Here is a 19,831-nt window from a genome sequence, read left to right on the forward strand (position 1 = left end):
GCAAGTCCAAGAAACCGCGATTAGACCTTCTCTACTTGATTGTAGTCAAGCTCAACCGGTGTTTCTCTTCCGAACATGTTGACATGCACCTTCAGCTTACTCTTGTCGAGCAGAATTTCTTCCACTGTTCCGACAAAGTTAGCGAACGGCCCGACTTTAACACGTACCGTTTCCTTCAGATCGAATTCAATCTTAGGCTTCGGTTCTTCCATGCCCATATGGCGCAAAATTTGTTCCACTTCATCAGGCAGAAGCGGTGTAGGTTTTGAGCCTGAGCCAGTCGAACCGACAAATCCGGTTACGCCGGGTGTGTTGCGAACGACATACCAGGAATCATCCGTCTGAACCATTTCCACAAGAACATAGCCGGGGTAAACTTTACGCATGACGGTTTTCTTCTTGCCGTCCTTGTCTACCACTTCTTCTTCCATAGGAACAAGCACACGGAAGATCTTGTCTTCCATGCCCATCGATTCAACACGTTTCTCCAAGTTCGCTTTTACTTTGTTCTCATACCCTGAATAGGTGTGAACAACATACCATCTTTTCTCCATCGTTTCCATAACAAGCCACCCTTGGCCCCTTCTTAAACAATCAGTTCGACCAATGCGGAAATTCCGATGTCAAGAACCCAGAAGTAAACTGTCACCGCTATAATCGTAAAGAATACTACGAGTGTATAGCTTGTCAATTCCTTACGGCTTGGCCAGCGGACTTTCTTTAATTCCGCGAAGCTGTCGGTGAAGAAGGAAAAAGTCGACCCGAAGCTTTGCTTCAGCTTAGCTAAAAATGCCACGTCCACCAACCTCCATAATGACCTTATCGAGTTTCGCGATGAGGAGTATGCTCGTTACAATACTTGCAAAACTTCTTCATCTCAATACGGTCGGGGTGATTCCGTTTGTTCTTGCTGGAAGCATAGTTTCTTTGTTTGCAGTTTGTGCAAGCCAACGTAATAATTACCCGCATTGCTGACACCTCCCGAACTTACCATAAATAAATAAAGTGTGAAACGTTGTATGTGAACCCAGCCTGATTTTGGTCCCATAATAAAAAAAGACCTATTTAGGGCTACCAAAACACTTTATCACAAGCAATAGGTAGTGTCAACGGAAAACTATTCCTGCACACTTGCTATTCTTGTGCTGCTTGCTCACATCTCAGACAGGGCGACAACAACACAAAAAGAGCCGACAACTTCCATTCCGCAGTAAACAGTATGATCCGGACAAGGACATTTCAAACCTCGAAAAGCCCTCCCATTAAAAAAGAGCCGCAATCGGCTCCCTGGTTTCATCCATTTAGCTACCAATATCACGCAATTCCAAATACCGTTCGAGCTTCCGTTTCACCCGTTGAAGCGCATTATCAATGGATTTCACATGCCGATCCAAATCAACGGCGATCTCTTGATAGGATCTTCCATCCAAATAGAGCATAAGCACTTTACGTTCAAGATCACTGAGGATCTCGGACATTTTATCCTCAAGACCTACAAACTCTTCTTGATTGATAATGAGTTCTTCCGGATCCGAAACTCTCGTTCCGCAAATGACGTCAAGCAGCGTGCGATCCGAATCTTCGTCATAGATTGGCTTGTCCAACGAAACATAAGAATTAAGCGGGATATGCTTCTGACGGGTTGCCGTCTTAATCGCCGTAATGATCTGCCTTGTTATGCACAGTTCGGCAAAGGCTTTGAAAGAAGCTAACTTATCACCCTTAAAATCTCGTATCGCCTTATAAAGGCCAATCATGCCTTCTTGGACGATATCTTCGCGGTCGGCCCCAATCAAGAAGTAGGAACGCGCTTTGGCACGGACAAAGTTCTTATATTTATTGATTAAATATTCCAGCGCTTCGCTGTCACCCTCGCGAACCGTCTCGACAATGTCTTCGTCCGTTTTGCAGTCATAATCCAGCGTTTTCCATTCTCTGAGGTCGATGCTCACGAACAATCCCTCCGGCTCGAAAGGCGTACAATGCCCAAAACTATCAGTAGCTTAATCTATAACCGGCGCGCAATGTCTCAAAACTAGAGCAAATAACATATCTGAAACAACCTTCTACAACGTACCCTACGTGTAGAAACTTAGACTCAGTATACATTATGTAACCTTCAACCGTCAATGATGATCCCGCTGAAAACATGCTAATTATCTAGCAAAAATGGGAATTCCAACCGACTTAAATGAGAATTGCAAGCTAATATCTCACATGCCGGTAACGTAAAAGTCTAGCGCTTACATTTGACCTCTGCGCCATTGTTCCAGTTTCATTCGCACATCCTTGCTAATATTACCATCCAGCTCATTGCGAACCGTCGTTTTCTGTTCGACCTTTCGCTCAATTGCTTTACGGTTTTGCTGGATTTCGATAAGCAATTCTCTGGCTGATTTCCGCAAGGCACCTTTACCGAAAGTGACCGCCTGCTCAGCCATATCGGATGTCGCGACATGAATGTTGCGGCTTCGAAGCGCAAGCTCCGACGCAAGACGCTCAATACAAGCGTCGGCTGTTTCTTTCTCCTTCGTAAACACGACGGTCAGCCTATGCTGTTTGAACGTGGAGCCTGCTCCGGGAACTTGATGCGCATCGAATACCACGATGACCTTCATACCGGTGAAGCCTTGATAGTCCGCCAGCATTTCCAGCAGTCGGTCCCGCGCATCCTCTAAATCCTTATCTCCCAAAGCTGACAGGACCGGCCAAGCGCCAATCATGTTATATCCGTCAACCAGCAGAACGTCATCCCGCCGCTGCATCGCCTACTTGGCGAGGCGCTGCCGCAAGACTTCGTACATCAGTACACCTGCTGCAACTGAAGCATTGAGTGAATTTAATTGGCCGTTCATCGGAAGCTTGATGAGGAAATCGCATTTCTCACGAATCAGTCTGCCAATCCCTTTTGCTTCATTGCCAATGACAATCGCCAGCGGAATATCAAACTTCGTAGATGAGGAATAGACATCCTGCTTCGCGCCAACGTCAGCGCCTGCTACCCAAATACCCTCTTCCTTCAGCTTGTCGATTGTTTGCGCCATGTTCGTAATCCGAGCAACCGGCATATATTCCACTGCACCGGCCGATGTTTTGGAAACCGTTGCTGTCAGCGAAGCAGAGCGACGCTTCGGAATGATAACGCCATGTACACCGGTACACTCCGCTGTCCGCAGAATAGAGCCTAAGTTATGGGGATCTTCAATTTCATCAAGCAGCAAGAAGAATGGCATCTCTCCGCTTTCTTTGGCGCGCGCAAGAAGCTCTTCAATTTCGTAGTACCGGTAAGCTGCTGCTTGGGCAACAACACCTTGATGCGGAACGCCTTCCACCATTTGGTCCAGCTTCCGTTTGTCCACGATCTGTACAACAAGACCCGCTTTCTTCGCTTCCAGCATAATCGGCTGCGCTGCCTTCTGCGCTTGCTCAGCCACCCAAATTTTGTTGATTTCGCGTCCGGAGCGCAGTGCTTCCATTACGGGATGCTTACCTGCGATCCATTCCTGTGTATCTTCTTCAACCTCGCGCATCATTAACCTCCTTAAATATGTCTCTTCTAAATCTATTCGTCAAAAGCGATCGCCATCAGCTCACGCAGCCGGGTCACTTTCTTGCCATAATACAAATACCCTATTAAACACTCCAGCGCCGTCGCCTGTTGGTAGTCAGCCGGATCTGCGTTCTTCGGCGAAGTGCCTGACTTGGCATTACGTCCTCGCCTGACGATATCCGCTTCTTCCTCGGTCAGAATCGGCTGCCACTTCTCCAGCAGGATCCGCTGCGCTTTAGCCGATACAAACTGTGTTGCCTGACGATGAAGATGGTGCAGCTTATGATTGGACTGCGAAATGAGATATTGTCGTACCATCATCTCAAACACCGCATCGCCAATGTAAGCCAGCACGATGGGATTCATTAATTGAACCGGTTTGTTCGGGGGGTGGAACCATAAGCCTTCTTCTATGCCCAAACCGATTCCACCGTTTCCTCCGATACCGATATCCGTATGTCCGTTATCCATCATTTCCGCCGCCACCGGATACCTTGCGGAGTATCCTCAAGTACAATCCCGAGCGCAGACAGCTGGTCGCGTATTTCATCGGCCCGCTTCCAATCCTTATTGGTTCGCGCTTCTGTCCGCTGCACGATAAGGGCATCGATATCGGCATCGAGCAGTTCTTCTGCTGTTTCCAACAGCCCCAGTACACGGTCAAAATCTTGGAACGCCGTGAGCAATAGCTCAAGCTCCTCTGCCGATACAACCGGACGCTGCAGAAGCAGGTTCGCTTCACTGACCAGCTCGAACATAGCGGTAATGGCATCCGGCGTGTTGAAGTCATCGTCCATCTTCGCATTAAACTGCTCGCGAATCGCAGCGATTCTTTCTTTGAGTTGATCAAGCGCCGCCACGTCCGGCACGCTTACCGCAACGGAAAGACGGTGTTTCACATTCGAAACGGAGTTCAAGATCCGCTCCACACTGTTCTCTGCCTGCGCAATCGTCTCGTCGCTGAAGTTAAGCGGACTTCTATAATGTGCCGACAGCATAAAGTAGCGAATAACGGCCGGTTTAATACGAGTAAGCATCTCCTGCACCGTGATCCCGTTGCCGAGCGACTTGGACATTTTCTCATTGTTGATGTTGATGTAACCATTATGCATCCAATAGTTCGCGAGAGGCTTGCCTGTCACGGACTCGGATTGCGCAATTTCACATTCATGATGCGGGAACTGCAGGTCATGGCCGCCGCCATGGATATCCAGCGTATCGCCGAGATATTTGCGCGCCATCGCGGAGCACTCAATGTGCCACCCCGGGCGTCCCGCTCCCCATGGGCTATCCCATTTAATTTCTCCGGGCTTCGCAGCTTTCCATAGTACAAAGTCTTGACCGCTTTCTTTGCGCTCATCCACGCCGATCCGAATGCCCAGCTGCAGCTCATCCAGATTCTGATGCGACAGCTTGCCGTAGTCAGGGAACGTACTCGTACGGAAAAATACATCTCCGCCGTTCTCATACGCATGGCCGCCATCGACGAGCGACTGGATGAAGGCAATAATTTCATCCATATGATCGGTAACACGCGGATTAAGCGTAGCTTTGTGGATACCCAGCCCTTCGATATTCTCATTGAACGCATGAATAAACCGCTCTGCTACTTCAGGAACCGTTGTGCCCAGCTGCTCCGCTTTACGAATCAGCTTATCGTCCACATCCGTAAAGTTCACGACGTAATTCACTTCGTAAGCAGCCGACTCCAGATAGCGGCGCACGACATCGAAGAAAATCGCCGGACGGGCATTCCCGATATGGATATAATCATAAACCGTTGGTCCGCACACGTACATTTTCACTTTGCCGGGCTCAAGCGATTGAAAAATTTCCTTCTCACGTGTCAGTGTGTTATATATACGCAGGCTCATTATCTCGTTTCTCCTCCAGCAACTGGCTCTTTGCGTCTTTCTCTTTCTTGCTCCAGCTCTATTCTTAACTCAGACACTTCCTTCTGCATCGCCCGCAGCATCTCAATGACCGGATCCGGGAGCTGGGTATGATCAAGGCGGTCCCCTACCCGCGTGCCATTGCGTTTAATTACTCTGCCGGGGATACCGACGACTGTGCTGTTCGACGGAACTTCCCGCAGCACAACGGAATTTGCCCCTATATTCACATTGTCTCCAACCTTGAAGGAGCCTAGAACCTTTGCCCCTGATGCGATGACCACATTGTTGCCGATGGTCGGGTGACGTTTCCCTCTTTCCTTCCCCGTCCCGCCAAGCGTAACCCCTTGATAGATAACCACATTATCACCGATTTCGCAGGTCTCCCCAATGACAACGCCCATGCCGTGGTCAATAAACAGCTTTTCCCCGATTGTCGCACCCGGATGGATTTCAATGCCTGTAAAAAATCGGCTGGTCTGCGAGATGACGCGTGCAAGTGTGTACCATTTGCGTTTGAAGAGCGCATGCGCGATTCGGTGCGACCATATCGCATGAAGACCTGAATAAGTGAACACGACTTCCAGCTTATTGCGGGCAGCAGGATCATTCTCTAGTATCGTCTCAATGTCAGACGCCAAGCTTCGAAACATCGAAATTCCCCCTCTCCGGTATCGACAATAATACAAAAAAGCCCCCGCAGCCCAAAGGCTGCAGAGGCGTAATCACGCGGTCCCACTCTGCATCGGAACGATTTGTTGTACGTCTTGCTATCGTCCGTCTTATAGTCCGTAACGAGGACCAATCGTCACCACCCACCCTGCCAATAACGGCAGCTCGGAGATGCGGCTCCCAGGCGCAACGTTTATTCCCAAGAATAAGCGACTCACACCCAGTCATTCGAACACCGCTATACTACTGTATCTGCGGCTCCGTTTGAAGGTCGCCCTCTCTGGTATTCCTGTACTGAAATAAACAATCCTGTTCTAAGCCTTATCGTTCTAAATTAATTCAAGTATAGCCGAGGACTTCCTAACTGGCAAGTAGTCAAACGCCCATCACGTTCAAGTATTCGTGGGATATCAATAGGCTGACGCTATTTAGCCCAGTCGCCCCTGCAAACGCTGTTCGACCTTTGCTTGACCCAGCAGAGCTATGGTCTGATTCAAGTCCGGCCCGTGAGTTTGACCCGTCAGAGCGGCGCGAATCGGCATAAAGAGCTGCTTGCCCTTGAAGCCCGTTGCTTGCTGCACCGATTTGATGGCTGCTTTGATTCCATCTACATGGAAGGCGTCCATCGCTTTAACTTGCTCCAAGAAAGCTTGCAGGACAACCGGCACCTGCTCCTCCGCCAAGACTGCCTTTGCCTCATCCTCATCTGCCGCCTCCGGCAAGAAGAAGAGCTCGGTAAGCGGCACAATATCCGCTGCAAATCGCAGCTTATCTTGATAAAGAGCAACCAGATCACGCGCCCAATCATGCTCGCTCGCGCTTAGTGCCGCAGGCAAACGTCCCGCTTCTTGAAGATGCGGTATACACAGCTCCACAATGCGTGGAATGTCTGATTTCTTCATATACTCATTATTCATCCAGCTCAGCTTGTTCGTATCGAACACGGCAGGGCTCTTGCTTAAACGATTTGCTGTAAAGACCGACACCAATTCCTCGCGCGTGAACATCTCCTGCTCACCTTCAGGCGACCAGCCGAGCAAGGTAATGAAGTTGAACATCGCTTCCGGCAAATAACCAAGCTTATCGTATTGCTCGATAAACTGGATAATGGACTCGTCGCGTTTGCTGAGCTTCTTCCGGTTCTCGTTGACGATCAGCGTCATATGACCGAATACCGGCGGCTCCCAGCCGAACGCTTCATAAATCATCAGCTGACGCGGCGTGTTGGAGATATGATCCTCTCCACGCAGGACGTGGCTGATGGCCATCAGATGATCATCCAATGCGACAGCGAAATTGTACGTTGGAATGCCGTCCTTCTTCACAATGACGTAATCGCCGATGCCATCGGACTCGAAGCTGATTTGCCCTTTTACCAGATCGTTAAACGTGTAGGTCCGGTTCTCCGGTACACGGAAACGGATGCTCGGAATGCGGCCTTCCGCTTCAAAAGCAGTCCGCTGCTCATCAGTCAGGCTGCGGTGCTTACCGGAATAACGAGGCATTTCACCGCGTGCTGTCTGCTCTTCCCGCTCCTGCTCCAGCTCTTCCTCGGTGCAGTAGCACTTGTAAGCCAGATCCTTGTCGAGCAGCTCTTGCCAGTACTCGCGGTACAGATCAAGACGCTCTGTCTGGCGGTAAGGGCCGTAGCCTCCGCCGACGTCGATGCTTTCATCCCAATCGATCCCAAGCCACTTCAAATACGTGAGCTGGTTTTCTTCGCCGCCCGCTACATTGCGTTTCACGTCGGTATCTTCGATCCGTATAATGAATTTGCCGCCTAAATTACGCGCAAACAGATAGTTGAATAAGGCCGTTCTGGCGTTGCCGATATGTAAATGACCTGTTGGAGACGGTGCATACCGTACTCTGATTTGTTCTGACATCTTGTTTAACTCCTCCCGGGCAATCTATTGTATTGCAGAATCATAGCACAACTTTTACAAGGCAGACAACCGATTGCGCGGCAATCCCTTCGCCGCGGCCGGTGAATCCTAGCTGCTCCGTTGTGGTTGCTTTCACATTCACCTGCGAGAGATCCTCTGCTTCCAGCGCTCCTGCAATAATCTCGACCATCTGCGGAATGTAAGGCAGCATTTTGGGACGCTGCGCGATGATCGTTGAATCGATATTGCCGAGCTTATAACCGCGCTCTTTCACTAATCCCCAAATATGCTGAAGCAGCTTCAAGCTGTCTGCATCCTTAAACGCCTGATCGGTATCCGGGAAATGCTTCCCGATATCGCCAAGTCCCAGAGCCCCCAGCACCGCATCACTGATGGCATGCAGCAATACATCGGCATCGGAATGCCCCAGAAGTCCGCGCTCGTACGGAATGGTAACGCCCCCAATGATACAAGGCCGTCCCTCCACCAACTGATGTACATCAAACCCTTGTCCTACTCGAATCATGATTCCGATCCCCTCTCCCGCTCTCGGCTTGCCAGCAGAAACTCCGCATACGGCAAATCCTCCGGTGTTGTAATCTTAATATTCGTATAATCGCCTTCGGCAACCGATACCGTCACACCTAATCGTTCCACAGCCATCGCGTCATCCGTTCCAAGAAACTGCTCCGCGGCCGCTTGATCAAGCGCCTGCTGCAGCAAGGAACGACGAAAAGCCTGCGGCGTTTGAATCGCCCACAAGCTTCGCCGATCCGGAGTCGCCGTAATGGCGCCGGTTTCATTCACTTGCTTAATTGTATCTTTAACAGGTACGGCAAGCACAGCTGCTTCCGTCTGAAGAGCTTTATGCATACATGAGCGAACCGCATGCTCGGTCACAAAAGGCCGGACACCGTCATGAACCATGACCCAGTCGACCAAATCGCTTAATGCTGCCAGTCCAAGATGAACCGAGTGCTGGCGCTCGCTTCCGCCCGCCGCCACTTGCTTCACTTTGTGCAGGCCATATTCCGTTACGAATGCCCGGCAACGGTCCACATCCTGCTGACCGACGATAAGCGCCACTTCCGCAATGTCATCCATGGCTTGAAATCGTTCAAGGGTATGAACCAGAATAGGCTTGTCCCGCAAGAGCAAATATTGTTTGCTCTCCGCTGTGCCCATTCTGGTTCCTCGGCCCGCCGCCACAACGACGACGCCCCATTTTGCACCTGCTGCTTCCATGCCTTCAACCGCCCCGCGTGTATACTTCGTAGATTGGCCGCTACATGCTGCAGCCCCCACTATCATACCGCGTTACAGCGCTTTTTCCAACAATTTCGGCTTCGCGAAAATCATTCTGCCCGCAGAGGTTTGGAGCACGCTCGTCACGAGCACCTCCATCGTCGTTCCGATGTAGTCTCTGCCGCCTTCTACTACAATCATGGTACCGTCATCCAAATACGCGACTCCTTGGCCATGCTCTTTGCCGTCCTTGATGACTTGCACGACAATCTCTTCGCCTGGGAGCACGACCGGTTTCACTGCATTCGCAAGGTCATTAATATTTAACACCGATACGCCTTGCAGCTCACATACTTTGTTCAGGTTAAAGTCATTCGTGACGACTTTACCGTGCAGCACTTTCGCCAGCTTCACGAGCTTGCTGTCCACTTCGCCCTCTTCGGCTTCACCTTCATAGATCAGCACTTTCACATCGAGCTCTTTTTGAATCTTGTTCAAAATATCAAGCCCTCTGCGCCCTCTGTTCCGTTTGAGCAAATCCGACGAATCGGCAATATGCTGCAGCTCTTCCAGCACGAACTCCGGAATGACCAGCGTGCCCTCGATGAACCCGGTTTTGCAAATGTCTGCAATTCGGCCATCGATGATAACACTCGTATCCAGAATCTTGTGCTCCTCATAGCTGCTTTCCTCTTCCACTCGGGAAGCATTGCTCCGCCGTTCGAAGAGCCCTCTCAGACTTTCGGTAAATTCCTCACGCTTGTTTAACCCGATCCGCAGTCCTGCATACCCTAAGAACAACGTCAGTAGTAGAGGAATGAATAGGCCTGCTCCCGATAAACCAGATAAAACCGGATACAATAGCGCAGACAGTGCAAGTCCGCCAATCAATCCACTGCCGCCTGCTACCAGTTCGCCTGTCGGAATGGCTGACGCCCGCTCCGCTCCTTGCCGCATCCATTTGAGGATGGAGCCTGCCAATACCGTTGCTGCTGCAAGGCCGCACAACGCGCCAATGCCGACGTTCATGTAATAGCTTCCTGAATGCTGCATAAGACCGGTAGACGATTCCGCCCAGCTCACACCGCCGCTCAGGGAGCTGTTCATTTGAGCGCCCAGAACTCCGCCGAACAATAGACCAATCAGTTGAATCATTCGTTTCATCATATAAATCCACCTCCATTACAATTATGTTCCAATTATGGTTACGTTAATCGCCTACAAGGGCGAAAGCATTAGAATTTATTAACCTATTGCGAAAAGCGGACAAAAAGGTGAAATCCATTTTGTAATGCACCGCGGGGAGGCTTATAATAAAAGAAAAGCAATCCATTCCTGAAATGAGGTGGAATCGATGAACGCACCAACACTGGAGCAATTTCAGCAGCAGGTCTCTGAACTGCTGTTGCGACATCGCAGCTTGTTAGACGTCATGTCGAAGTACGGCCAGTCCGGCGCTTCCGTTAATCGGGCAGTTGCCAAATCCGTTACGGAATGCGGATGTATCGAATTAAATGCCCGGAAGCAGCAGTTTGCGGATGACTTTAACCTGGAGCAAGCCAAAACAAAGCTTCATCATCACATTTCAGGCGAGCTATGCGAACATTGCAAAGAGGCCATTCAGAACGAGCTCGGTCGGAATTTGTTCTATATGTCCGCGATGGCGAATCTGCTCGACATTCAACTCGAAGACGTCATTGAACACGAATCCGATAAATGCAGTACGCTTGGCTTATTCAATCTTACTTAGTCTTTACCCACCCGTTCGCATAATTAGCGGTAAACGCAAGAAAGACCGCCTTGTACATCCCCTTAGGGGACAGACAAGGCGGTCTTTCTAATTAGCCGCTTATGCGCTATGTTCGCTGTGAACCGCTTCTTCTTGGCGCTGGCTTTCCATTAAACGCTTGCGTTTCCTGCTTGGGAGACGGCGATCAACGTTTTTTTTTAGGCCGTACAGCGCGTAGAGTACCAGCGGAACGAATAGGATCTTCGATAGATGATGTGGGAACAAGATGCCGAGCACCACGGAGACCGCAACAATAATCGGTACGACCCAGATCGCGTTCTTCGGAATACCGAGCTTCTTAAAGTTCGGGTAACGAACGGTGCTTACCATCAGGAACGACAAGACAAGCGTACTTGCCATCAGGACGGATACAGCAATATCTTTGTGGAACAAAGCCAGTGTGGCAAGTACGCCGCCAGCGGCTGGAATCGGCAAGCCAATGAAATAACCAGGCATACCGGAGACGACGTTGAATCTCGCAAGCCGTAATGCTCCGCAAATCGGGAACAAAGCGGTTATAATCCAAGCCGGAGCCGGGGTCAGTTCTTGGAAAGCGACACTATACATAATAAAAGCAGGTGCAACTCCAAAAGAAATTACATCCGACAGTGAATCTAATTCTTTACCAAATTCGCTTTGAGCGTTAAGTGCGCGGGCCACTCGGCCATCAACACCATCCATCAGCATAGCGATAATAACCATCATCGCAGCTACCTCAGGCTTCGCATTCTCAGGAAATATGAGAATAATGGCGACAATACCCAGGAATAAATTCGCCACCGTAAAAAGACTCGGTATTGACTTCGTAATCATTTGCTCCACCTCATCTTTACTATGCCCTAAAACCGCAATTTGCAGTAGTGCAGGCAAACTGAGAAAATAACTTCCACCAGAAGGTTAAGGGGTGCAATACGGCTAATTGTCAGTTGTAACCAGCGTCCGTCTGCATTCCCTCATTGTATGGGATTTAAATTTGTCTGTCAATGAACATCTGCTCTTGGATCCGCTTCAAGCCTTCCTTAATCGCACGTGCTCGAACTTCCCCAATGCCGTCTACCGAGTCCAATTCTTCAATCGTGGCCATCAAAATATGAGGCAAATATCCGAATCGCTCCACGAGATTGTTCATGATAACCTGCGGTAATCTTGGAATGCGACTTAACAGACGATAACCGCGCGGCGCAACCATTTCTTCTGAAGCAGCACTTAGTCCCGTATAACCGAGCAATTTCATGATTTGCCCCAGTTCCAGCAGCTCCTCGGAATTCAACTTGCGAATGCTTGCGCGAATTTCACGGATGCGGTCCTCGTTGGGATCCTTCACATAGTCCTTGAGGAGGAACCAGGCTTCCTCTTCAACGCCGCCGACAAGCTCTTCCATCTGCATGCTGATGAGTCGGCCTTCCGTACCGAGTTCATTCACATAACGCTTGATTTCCATTTTGACGCGGATGACCATCTCTACCCGCTTAATGACATGGGCAACCTCTTGCAAGGTGACCATTTCTTCGAACTCCAGTGCGGATAGGTTCGTAAAGGACTGGTTCAGCACCACTTTGTATTTTTCAAGCGTCTGAATCGCCTGATTAGCCTTAGTCAGGATAACGCCCATTTCCTTTAGGGAATACCTGAACTGACCTTGATAAAGCGTAATAACATTCCGTCGCTGGGAGATCGATACAACCAGCTTGCCGGTTTGTTTCGCTACTCGCTCCGCGGTCCGGTGACGAATTCCCGTCTCGCTGGAGGAGATGGAGCTGTCTGGAATCAGCTGGGTATTGGCATAGAGAATACGTTTGCGATCTTCGCTAAGTATAATGGCGCCATCCATTTTGGCCAGCTCGTATAAATAGTTCGGGGAAAAATCGCAATTGATGGAGAAGCCGCCGTCCACAACTTCCATCACTTCCGGACTGTAGCCGACGACGATGAGCGCCCCTGTCTTCGCTCGCAGCACATTATCGAGGCCTTCCCGGAACGCCATGCCCGGTGCGACCATCTGGAGCAGCTGATTAACCATTTCTGCTTGGTTTGACTCTTTCATCGATTTCTCCCCCCTCTATCCGAATGCCTTGGACAGCGCATCTGCAACCGTCTCAACACCGATGATTTCTATGCCGGCAGGCGGGGTCCAGCCCTTCAAGCTCTTCTGAGGCATAATGACCCGCTTAAATCCCAGCTTCTGTGCTTCTTTTACACGCTGCTCGGCTCGGGATACACCCCGCACCTCGCCTGTTAAGCCAATTTCTCCGAAGAAGACATCGAACGGTCTAGTCGGCGCATCTCGGAAGCTGGATGCAATACTGACTGCCGCAGCCAGATCGACAGCCGGCTCATCAAGCCGGATACCTCCGGCCACGTTGAGGTAAACATCCTGCGTCTGCAGAAACATACCCATTCGTTTCTCCAGCACGGCAACGATCAAGGTCATTCTGTTGTGGTCAATACCCGTTGCCATCCTGCGCGGCGAGGGGAAATTCGTTGACGCGACAAGCGCCTGAAGCTCGACCAGCACCGGTCTTGTGCCCTCCATGCTCGCCACGACAGAAGAACCGGATACGCCAAGCGGTCGTTCCGATAAGAATAGCTCCGACGGATTATTAACCTCCCGCAGCCCTTCTTCGACCATTTCGAATATCCCGATTTCATTGGTAGAACCGAACCGATTCTTAACGGCCCTAAGCAACCTGTACGAATGATGACGTTCGCCTTCGAAATAGAGCACGCAGTCGACCATATGCTCGAGCATCCGTGGACCTGCAATCGCGCCTTCCTTCGTAACATGGCCAACCAATACGGTCGCAATGCCCTTAATCTTTGCAACCCGCATAAAGTGAGCCGTACATTCCCGTACCTGCGAAACACTGCCCGGCGCAGATTCTACTCTTGGGTCATAAACCGTCTGAATGGAATCGATGACGAGAAAATCAGGTTGAACCGATTCAATCGCATCATTGATCTGTTCCATGTTCGTTTCGCACAGTACATACAGCGTGTCAGACAGCGCGCCAAGACGGTCGGCGCGTAATCGTGTCTGACGTACAGATTCCTCTCCTGAAATATAGAGCACAGTCAGCTTCTTCGATGCCAGCGCATGGGAAGTTTGCAGCAGCAATGTCGATTTGCCGATACCCGGATCCCCGCCGACCAGGATCAGCGAGCCCGGCACAACGCCGCCGCCCAGCACCCGATTGAGTTCCTGATTGGTTGTCTCGATCCGTTTTTCCTGACCACTTTCTATATGTATGATGGGACGCGGCTTTTCTTTCGTCTGAATGAGCGTCGAGCCCATTCCTTGCGTCTTCACAACCGTTTCCTTCTCTTCCACCATCGTGTTCCACTGCCCGCACCCCGGGCATTTCCCCATCCACTTGGGTGACTCTGTTCCGCATTCGGTGCATGCGAACTTCACTTTAAGTTTTGCCATGTGCCGCTCCTTATGCAAAAGACGTATCATTCAAAGTTTACCATTTAATGCACGCCGATAACAATTCTTATCCGCAGCTGATCTCATTGTTTCACAAAAAAACCCTTTACTCCTCCGCCTGCGGCAGTAGAGTAAAGGGCTTTGCATGATTTTATTTTGTCGCAGGTTCTTCTGGTGCAGGAACGTGATTGCTGTCACGGTGGGTAACCGTAAGCTCTCCGTCCTTCTCGTCGATGATCAGATGATGACCCTTCGCGATTTTGCCCATCAGCAGATCCTCTGACAAACGATCCTCGATATGCTTCTGGATCGCTCTGCGCAGCGGACGCGCACCATACGCTGGATCGAAGCCTTCCTTCGCCAGGAATGCTTTGGCCGTATCCGTCAATTCGAAGTCTACTTCCTGCTCACGCAGACGCTTGCGAAGCTCTTCGGACATCAACGTTACGATTTGTGAGATATGTTCCTGCTCCAGCGAATGGAACACGATCGTTTCATCGATCCGGTTCAGGAACTCAGGGCGGAAGCTCTTCTTCAGCTCTGCCAACACTTTATCTTTCATGATGTTAAAGTCGCGCCCCGCATCCTGTGCAGCCGTAAAGCCGAGGGAGGAATTGCGTTTGATTTGATCAGCGCCTACGTTAGACGTCATGATAATTAGGGTGTTGCGGAAATCGACTACGCGGCCTTTGGAGTCCGTGAGACGACCGTCTTCAAGCACTTGTAGCAAGATATTAAACACTTCCGGATGGGCTTTCTCGATTTCATCGAGCAGCACAACCGAATACGGCTTGCGGCGAACCTTCTCGGTCAATTGACCGCCTTCTTCATAGCCGACATAGCCCGGAGGAGCGCCAACCAATCTCGAAGTGGAGTGTTTCTCCATATATTCCGACATGTCGATGCGGATGACCGCATTCTCATCGCCGAACATCGCTTCTGCAAGCGCACGTGCCAATTCGGTTTTACCAACCCCGGTAGGACCAAGGAAGATGAAGGAGCCCATTGGACGCTTCGGATCTTTCAGACCTGCACGCGCTCTGCGGATAGCACGAGATACGGCTTTTACCGCTTCGCTCTGTCCGATAACACGGGAATGCAGAATATCTTCCATCTTAAGCAGGCGCTGTGTTTCTTCCTCAGCAAGTTTAGTAACCGGAATACCAGTCCAACTCGCTACGATTTGAGCGATATCGTCAGGCGTTACTTCGGAATCCGTACGGCCCTGCTTTTCTTTCCACTGATTCTTCGTTACATCGAGCTCTTCACGGATCTTCTGCTCGGTGTCACGAAGTGCTGCAGCTTTCTCAAACTCTTGGCTTTGAACCGCGGAATCCTTCTCCTTACGGATATCCTCCAGACGATTCTCCAGTTGTTTGAGGTTAGGCGGTACCGTATACGATTTCAAGCGTACTTTGGAGCTCGCTTCATCGATAAGGTCAATCGCTTTATCCGGTAAGAAACGATCCGTGATGTAACGATCGGAGAGCTTAACGGCTTGCTCGATCGCTTCATCTGTAATTTTCACACGATGATGTGCCTCGTAACGATCACGCAGACCGTGCAGGATTTGAATGGCTTCCTCTGGGGAAGGCTGATCCACCGTAATCGGTTGGAAACGGCGCTCCAGAGCAGCATCCTTCTCGATATATTTGCGATATTCATCAAGTGTTGTTGCACCGATGCACTGCAGCTCGCCGCGGGCAAGAGCAGGTTTTAGAATATTCGATGCATCAATCGCACCTTCCGCTCCCCCTGCACCGATCAGCGTATGCAGCTCATCGATGAACAGAACGATGTTGCCGGCTTGACGAATTTCATCCATGATTTTCTTCAAACGGTCCTCGAACTCACCGCGATACTTCGTACCCGCTACAACTGAGCCCATATCGAGCGTCATAACGCGTTTGTCACGAAGTGTTTCCGGAATTTCGCCCGCGATTATCTTCTGAGCTAATCCTTCCGCGATCGCCGTCTTACCAACGCCCGGCTCCCCGATCAGAACAGGATTGTTCTTCGTTCTGCGGCTCAACACTTGAATAACGCGTTCGATTTCTTTGCTCCGGCCGATAACCGGATCCAAATTGCCGTCTTTGGCATAAGCCGTCAAATCGCGAGCAAGGCCATCCAGTGTTGGCGTGCTAACATTTGTCGGTGTGCCGTGATTGCTTGAAACGGCCTCACTGCTGCCCAACAGTTGCAGGACTTGCTGACGTGCTTTATTTAAACTGATGCCAAGGTTGTTCAGTACACGGGCTGCAACGCCTTCCCCTTCACGGATCAGACCGAGCAAAATATGCTCTGTGCCCACGTACGTATGCCCAAGCTTGCGAGCTTCATCCATCGATAGCTCGATCACCTTCTTGGCACGTGGTGTGTACGCAATATTGGTAGGTTGTTCTTGTCCGCGTCCGATCAGCGTCTCCACTTCATCTTGAATTTTCTCAAGGCTGAGGCCAAGACCGATCAGTGCTTTTGCTGCGATTCCTTCCCCTTCTCGGTTCAGCCCGAGCAGAATATGCTCCGTGCCGATATTGTTATGACCGAGACGAACCGCTTCTTCCTGCGCCAGTGCTAGCACCTTCTGTGCTCGTTCCGTAAATCTTCCAAACATCATGTTCATACACCCCCATGATCGGATTCGCTTTGTAAATGACTTCGTATAAGTTCCGCTCGCCGAATATCCCGCTGCTCAGGCGTCATTTTCTCATGAAACACCTGTTGGAGGAAGCCCGGCTGCGTTAATACCATCATTTCATTCATTACCTGTGGTGAGACATTTCGAATCAAACCCAAGTCGATGCCTAAACGGACATCGGACAGCCGTTGGGACGCTTCCTTGGTATCCATGATCATCGCATGCGACAATATGCCATAGGAGCGATATACGCGATCCTCCAGACGAACGCGCGATTCTTCCAGCAGACGCTGGCGAGCCGCTCGTTCATGCTCAATAATTTGCCGAGCCACGCTGTGCAGGTTCTCGATGATTTCCCCTTCGGATTGACCAAGCGTAATTTGATTCGAAATTTGAAACAAGTTTCCGAGCGCTTCGCTGCCTTCGCCATAAATGCCCCGAACTGCCAGCCCCACCTGCGTGACGGCCGACAAAATGCGGTTGATCTGCTGCGAGAGCACTAGACCCGGAAGATGCATCATGACCGATGAGCGAATGCCTGTTCCAACGTTAGTCGGACAGCTTGTTAAATATCCCCTTCGCTCGTCATACGCGTAATTCGTTACTTCCTCAAAAATATCGTCAATGCGATTCGCCAGTCCCCATGCTTCCTTAACCTGAAAGCCGGGATACAGACATTGAATGCGCAAATGATCCTCTTCATTCACCATAATGCTAACCGATTCATTCTCGCTTAGCAGTACGGCACCGCTGCGTGACTCATTGGCCAAATTCGGACTGATGAGATGCTTCTCGACAAGTACTCTGCGCTCAAGCTCGTTTAGCTGAGAGAGCTTGATGGTTTCGAATTCGCCGAGCTCGCTCAGTTGGCCCGTTTCAGCCACACTTGTAAGCTGTTCCATCACTTCGTTTGCCTGCTCAGTTGTGGCAAGCATCGGAAACGGATGACTCGATAAATTGCGGGCAATTCGAATGCGGCTGCTGATGACAACATCCGTATCAGGGCCATTTCCCTTCATCCAGTCGCTCAGCGCTTCATCTACGTAACGCTTCGACATCCTTCTGAATCACCTTCCTAACCGCGCCTAAACATCGGCTATATTGCGCTCCAGTTCCCGAATCCGATCCCGGATTTGGGCCGCGTCCTCGAATTCTTCCTGTTCGATACGCATGTGCAAATCCCTTCTCAGCTGTTCAATTTCACGCTTCACTTGGATTTGAACACCTGTACGCTTTGGAATTTTACCTACGTGAGTTGTATTGCCATGCACCCGTTTAAAAATTGGGTCCAGCTTGCTGCCAAATTGGATATAACAATTGCTGCAGCCGAATCGGCCCATCTTACTGAATTGTGTATAGGTCAGTCCGCAGTGCTCACAGCGCAGCTGCTGCTGTGACTTAGCGCCAAGTGTGTTCATGCTACCGGCTGGCTCAAAATCAAGCAACCCGGATAACAGACTGTGGATCGAGAATCCGTTTGCCGTACCCGGAATTCCTTCTCCTCGTTCTCGCGCGCAGGTTTCACAGATATGAAACTCTGTCTTCTCGCCATTCACAATCTTCGTAAAATGAAGCGTAGCCGGCTTCTTGTCACATTCCTGACAAAGCATTCCGCACTATCCCTCCTCATACAAGGCTTGCGCAGCTTACTTAACGAGCAGTGTGATCAACATCGCCCTCAATAGCCTAGCCCGAATTTCATCCCGCAGCGGCAGCTTAACAGCGATGGAATCACGAGATATCGCGGCCCGAAGCAAATTCGCTTCTCGCCTGGATATGACCTTCGCTTCCTCCAGCTGATAAACAATGCCTTCTGCTGTATCCTGATCCACTTGCTCGCCGATGGTTTGGGCAAGATGCTCTTGAAGGGCTGAGAGTGTGGGCAGCTCTACACGTTGGATGCGAATATAACCGCCGCCTCCGCGTTTACTCTCCACAAAATAGCCTTTCTCCAGCGTGAACCTTGTGCTGATGACGTAGTTGATTTGCGACGGTACACAAGAGAAGCGGTCCGCCAAATCATTACGTTGAAGCTCTACAGCGCCACCGGGACTTTCTTTAAGCATATGCTTGAGGTACTGCTCGATGAGATCGGAAATGTTGCGCATTTCGCCAACCTCCCTAAGTTGCCCATACATCTACTCGGCGACTTGTATAGCCAAGAAATCTAAATCGTCAAAGTTTTTAGTCAAATTGACTTTGACTTTCTTTGACTTTAACTTTATTATACGCAAATTTGTCAAAAGGTCAAGCGGATTGCCATCACTGCGTATCCTTACTAGCTTGGGCGGATCGCGCCTATTTATACGTTGCCCGTTCGCTTATCCACAACAATCAAGGGATTGTACGAACTCAACTTTCGCAAAACGATATCCTGCTGCGAAAGTTGAGTTATGAATAACAATATATGTGCGAGTGACTGAAAAAGATTTATGAACATGTGAATAACCTATTGTGTTTTTAGTCGCATGTACGCACAGTAGTCGGAGTTATACAGAGCTTCTGCACAAGTTGAGGACAACTTCGATGAATGTTCCGTCTAAATAAGTAGTTGTTACGTTGAAAAGTTAGGCAGCTGTGGATGAACGGTGAAACAACAAAAAACCGACCATATCAGATATGGTCGGTTCATCGTGCTTGGCGACGTCCTACTCTCCCAGGACCCTGCGGTCCAAGTACCATCGGCGCTGGAGGGCTTAACGGTCGTGTTCGGGATGGGTACGCGTGGTTCC

General features: G+C 50.2%; 21 protein-coding genes and 1 rRNA gene. 1 reads left to right on the forward strand and 21 read right to left on the reverse strand.

Annotation, left to right across the window (positions count from 1 at the left end; genetic code table 11):
• Window positions 1-20: 20 nt before the first annotated feature.
• The 13 genes from nusG to AC0YNS_RS30665 form a co-directional block, all read right to left on the reverse strand.
• Window positions 21-554, reverse strand: coding sequence for a transcription termination/antitermination protein NusG (gene nusG / locus AC0YNS_RS30605; protein ID WP_090986393.1), 534 nt, complete (start codon window positions 552-554; stop codon window positions 21-23).
• A gap of 32 nt (window positions 555-586) precedes the next feature.
• The gene (gene secE, locus AC0YNS_RS30610; RefSeq protein ID WP_090986359.1) at window positions 587-796 is read right to left on the reverse strand and encodes a preprotein translocase subunit SecE; all 210 of its coding nucleotides are present in this window, start codon (window positions 794-796) and stop codon (window positions 587-589) included.
• A gap of 23 nt (window positions 797-819) precedes the next feature.
• Entirely contained in the window at window positions 820-969 is a 150-nt protein-coding gene (gene rpmG / locus AC0YNS_RS30615) for a 50S ribosomal protein L33 (RefSeq protein WP_090583192.1), read from the reverse strand.
• A gap of 332 nt (window positions 970-1,301) precedes the next feature.
• Window positions 1,302-1,952: an RNA polymerase sporulation sigma factor SigH gene (gene sigH, locus AC0YNS_RS30620; protein WP_090986361.1), complete on the reverse strand. Its 651-nt coding sequence runs from the start codon at window positions 1,950-1,952 to the stop codon at window positions 1,302-1,304.
• 291 nt (window positions 1,953-2,243) lie between these two features.
• Window positions 2,244-2,765 (reverse strand): NYN domain-containing protein, encoded by a 522-nt coding sequence (locus AC0YNS_RS30625; protein ID WP_475784671.1) that lies wholly within the window; start codon window positions 2,763-2,765, stop codon window positions 2,244-2,246.
• 3 nt (window positions 2,766-2,768) lie between these two features.
• On the reverse strand, window positions 2,769-3,533 hold the full coding sequence (gene rlmB, locus AC0YNS_RS30630; protein ID WP_475784672.1) for a 23S rRNA (guanosine(2251)-2'-O)-methyltransferase RlmB: 765 nt from the start codon (window positions 3,531-3,533) through the stop codon (window positions 2,769-2,771).
• A 29-nt stretch (window positions 3,534-3,562) separates the two neighbouring features.
• Complete coding sequence (locus tag AC0YNS_RS30635; RefSeq protein ID WP_475784682.1) at window positions 3,563-4,021, reverse strand: Mini-ribonuclease 3; 459 nt, start codon at window positions 4,019-4,021, stop codon at window positions 3,563-3,565.
• Entirely contained in the window at window positions 4,021-5,424 is a 1,404-nt protein-coding gene (gene cysS, locus AC0YNS_RS30640; protein ID WP_475784673.1) for a cysteine--tRNA ligase, read from the reverse strand. The genes AC0YNS_RS30635 and cysS overlap by 1 nt, the downstream gene beginning before the upstream one ends.
• The gene (gene epsC, locus AC0YNS_RS30645; protein WP_090986368.1) at window positions 5,424-6,095 is read right to left on the reverse strand and encodes a serine O-acetyltransferase EpsC; all 672 of its coding nucleotides are present in this window, start codon (window positions 6,093-6,095) and stop codon (window positions 5,424-5,426) included. The genes cysS and epsC overlap by 1 nt, the downstream gene beginning before the upstream one ends.
• A gap of 447 nt (window positions 6,096-6,542) precedes the next feature.
• Complete coding sequence (gene gltX / locus AC0YNS_RS30650; RefSeq protein WP_475784674.1) at window positions 6,543-8,000, reverse strand: glutamate--tRNA ligase; 1,458 nt, start codon at window positions 7,998-8,000, stop codon at window positions 6,543-6,545.
• 40 nt (window positions 8,001-8,040) lie between these two features.
• A complete protein-coding gene (gene ispF, locus AC0YNS_RS30655) occupies window positions 8,041-8,526 on the reverse strand; it encodes a 2-C-methyl-D-erythritol 2,4-cyclodiphosphate synthase (protein WP_090986371.1) in 486 nt (161 codons plus the stop codon).
• Complete coding sequence (ispD, locus tag AC0YNS_RS30660; protein WP_475784675.1) at window positions 8,523-9,245, reverse strand: 2-C-methyl-D-erythritol 4-phosphate cytidylyltransferase; 723 nt, start codon at window positions 9,243-9,245, stop codon at window positions 8,523-8,525. Before ispD ends, ispF begins: the two co-directional genes overlap by 4 nt.
• A 72-nt stretch (window positions 9,246-9,317) precedes the next feature.
• The gene (locus AC0YNS_RS30665; protein WP_475784676.1) at window positions 9,318-10,412 is read right to left on the reverse strand and encodes a PIN/TRAM domain-containing protein; all 1,095 of its coding nucleotides are present in this window, start codon (window positions 10,410-10,412) and stop codon (window positions 9,318-9,320) included.
• 187 nt (window positions 10,413-10,599) lie between these two features.
• Between AC0YNS_RS30665 and AC0YNS_RS30670 the strand changes: the two genes are divergently transcribed.
• Window positions 10,600-10,995: a nucleoside triphosphate pyrophosphohydrolase family protein gene (locus tag AC0YNS_RS30670; RefSeq protein WP_090986375.1), complete on the forward strand. Its 396-nt coding sequence runs from the start codon at window positions 10,600-10,602 to the stop codon at window positions 10,993-10,995.
• 99 nt (window positions 10,996-11,094) lie between these two features.
• Here AC0YNS_RS30670 and pssA read toward each other — a convergent pair whose 3' ends face one another.
• The 8 genes from pssA to rrf all read right to left on the reverse strand — a co-directional run.
• Window positions 11,095-11,847: a CDP-diacylglycerol--serine O-phosphatidyltransferase gene (gene pssA, locus AC0YNS_RS30675; protein ID WP_475784677.1), complete on the reverse strand. Its 753-nt coding sequence runs from the start codon at window positions 11,845-11,847 to the stop codon at window positions 11,095-11,097.
• A gap of 154 nt (window positions 11,848-12,001) precedes the next feature.
• A complete protein-coding gene (gene disA / locus AC0YNS_RS30680) occupies window positions 12,002-13,078 on the reverse strand; it encodes a DNA integrity scanning diadenylate cyclase DisA (RefSeq protein WP_090986378.1) in 1,077 nt (358 codons plus the stop codon).
• Window positions 13,079-13,093: 15 nt separating this feature from the next.
• Entirely contained in the window at window positions 13,094-14,461 is a 1,368-nt protein-coding gene (gene radA, locus AC0YNS_RS30685; RefSeq protein ID WP_090986380.1) for a DNA repair protein RadA, read from the reverse strand.
• Window positions 14,462-14,612: 151 nt separating this feature from the next.
• A complete protein-coding gene (clpC, locus tag AC0YNS_RS30690) occupies window positions 14,613-17,078 on the reverse strand; it encodes an ATP-dependent protease ATP-binding subunit ClpC (RefSeq protein WP_475784678.1) in 2,466 nt (821 codons plus the stop codon).
• 2 nt (window positions 17,079-17,080) lie between these two features.
• The gene (locus tag AC0YNS_RS30695; protein WP_475784679.1) at window positions 17,081-18,157 is read right to left on the reverse strand and encodes a protein arginine kinase; all 1,077 of its coding nucleotides are present in this window, start codon (window positions 18,155-18,157) and stop codon (window positions 17,081-17,083) included.
• Window positions 18,158-18,184: 27 nt separating this feature from the next.
• A complete protein-coding gene (locus AC0YNS_RS30700) occupies window positions 18,185-18,709 on the reverse strand; it encodes a UvrB/UvrC motif-containing protein (RefSeq protein WP_475784680.1) in 525 nt (174 codons plus the stop codon).
• A 36-nt stretch (window positions 18,710-18,745) separates the two neighbouring features.
• Entirely contained in the window at window positions 18,746-19,207 is a 462-nt protein-coding gene (locus tag AC0YNS_RS30705) for a CtsR family transcriptional regulator (RefSeq protein ID WP_090986388.1), read from the reverse strand.
• 527 nt (window positions 19,208-19,734) lie between these two features.
• A 5S ribosomal RNA gene (gene rrf, locus AC0YNS_RS30710) occupies window positions 19,735-19,831 on the reverse strand; the annotation flags it as partial.

The sequence above is a fragment of the Paenibacillus sp. J22FR21 genome, from assembly GCF_056269135.1.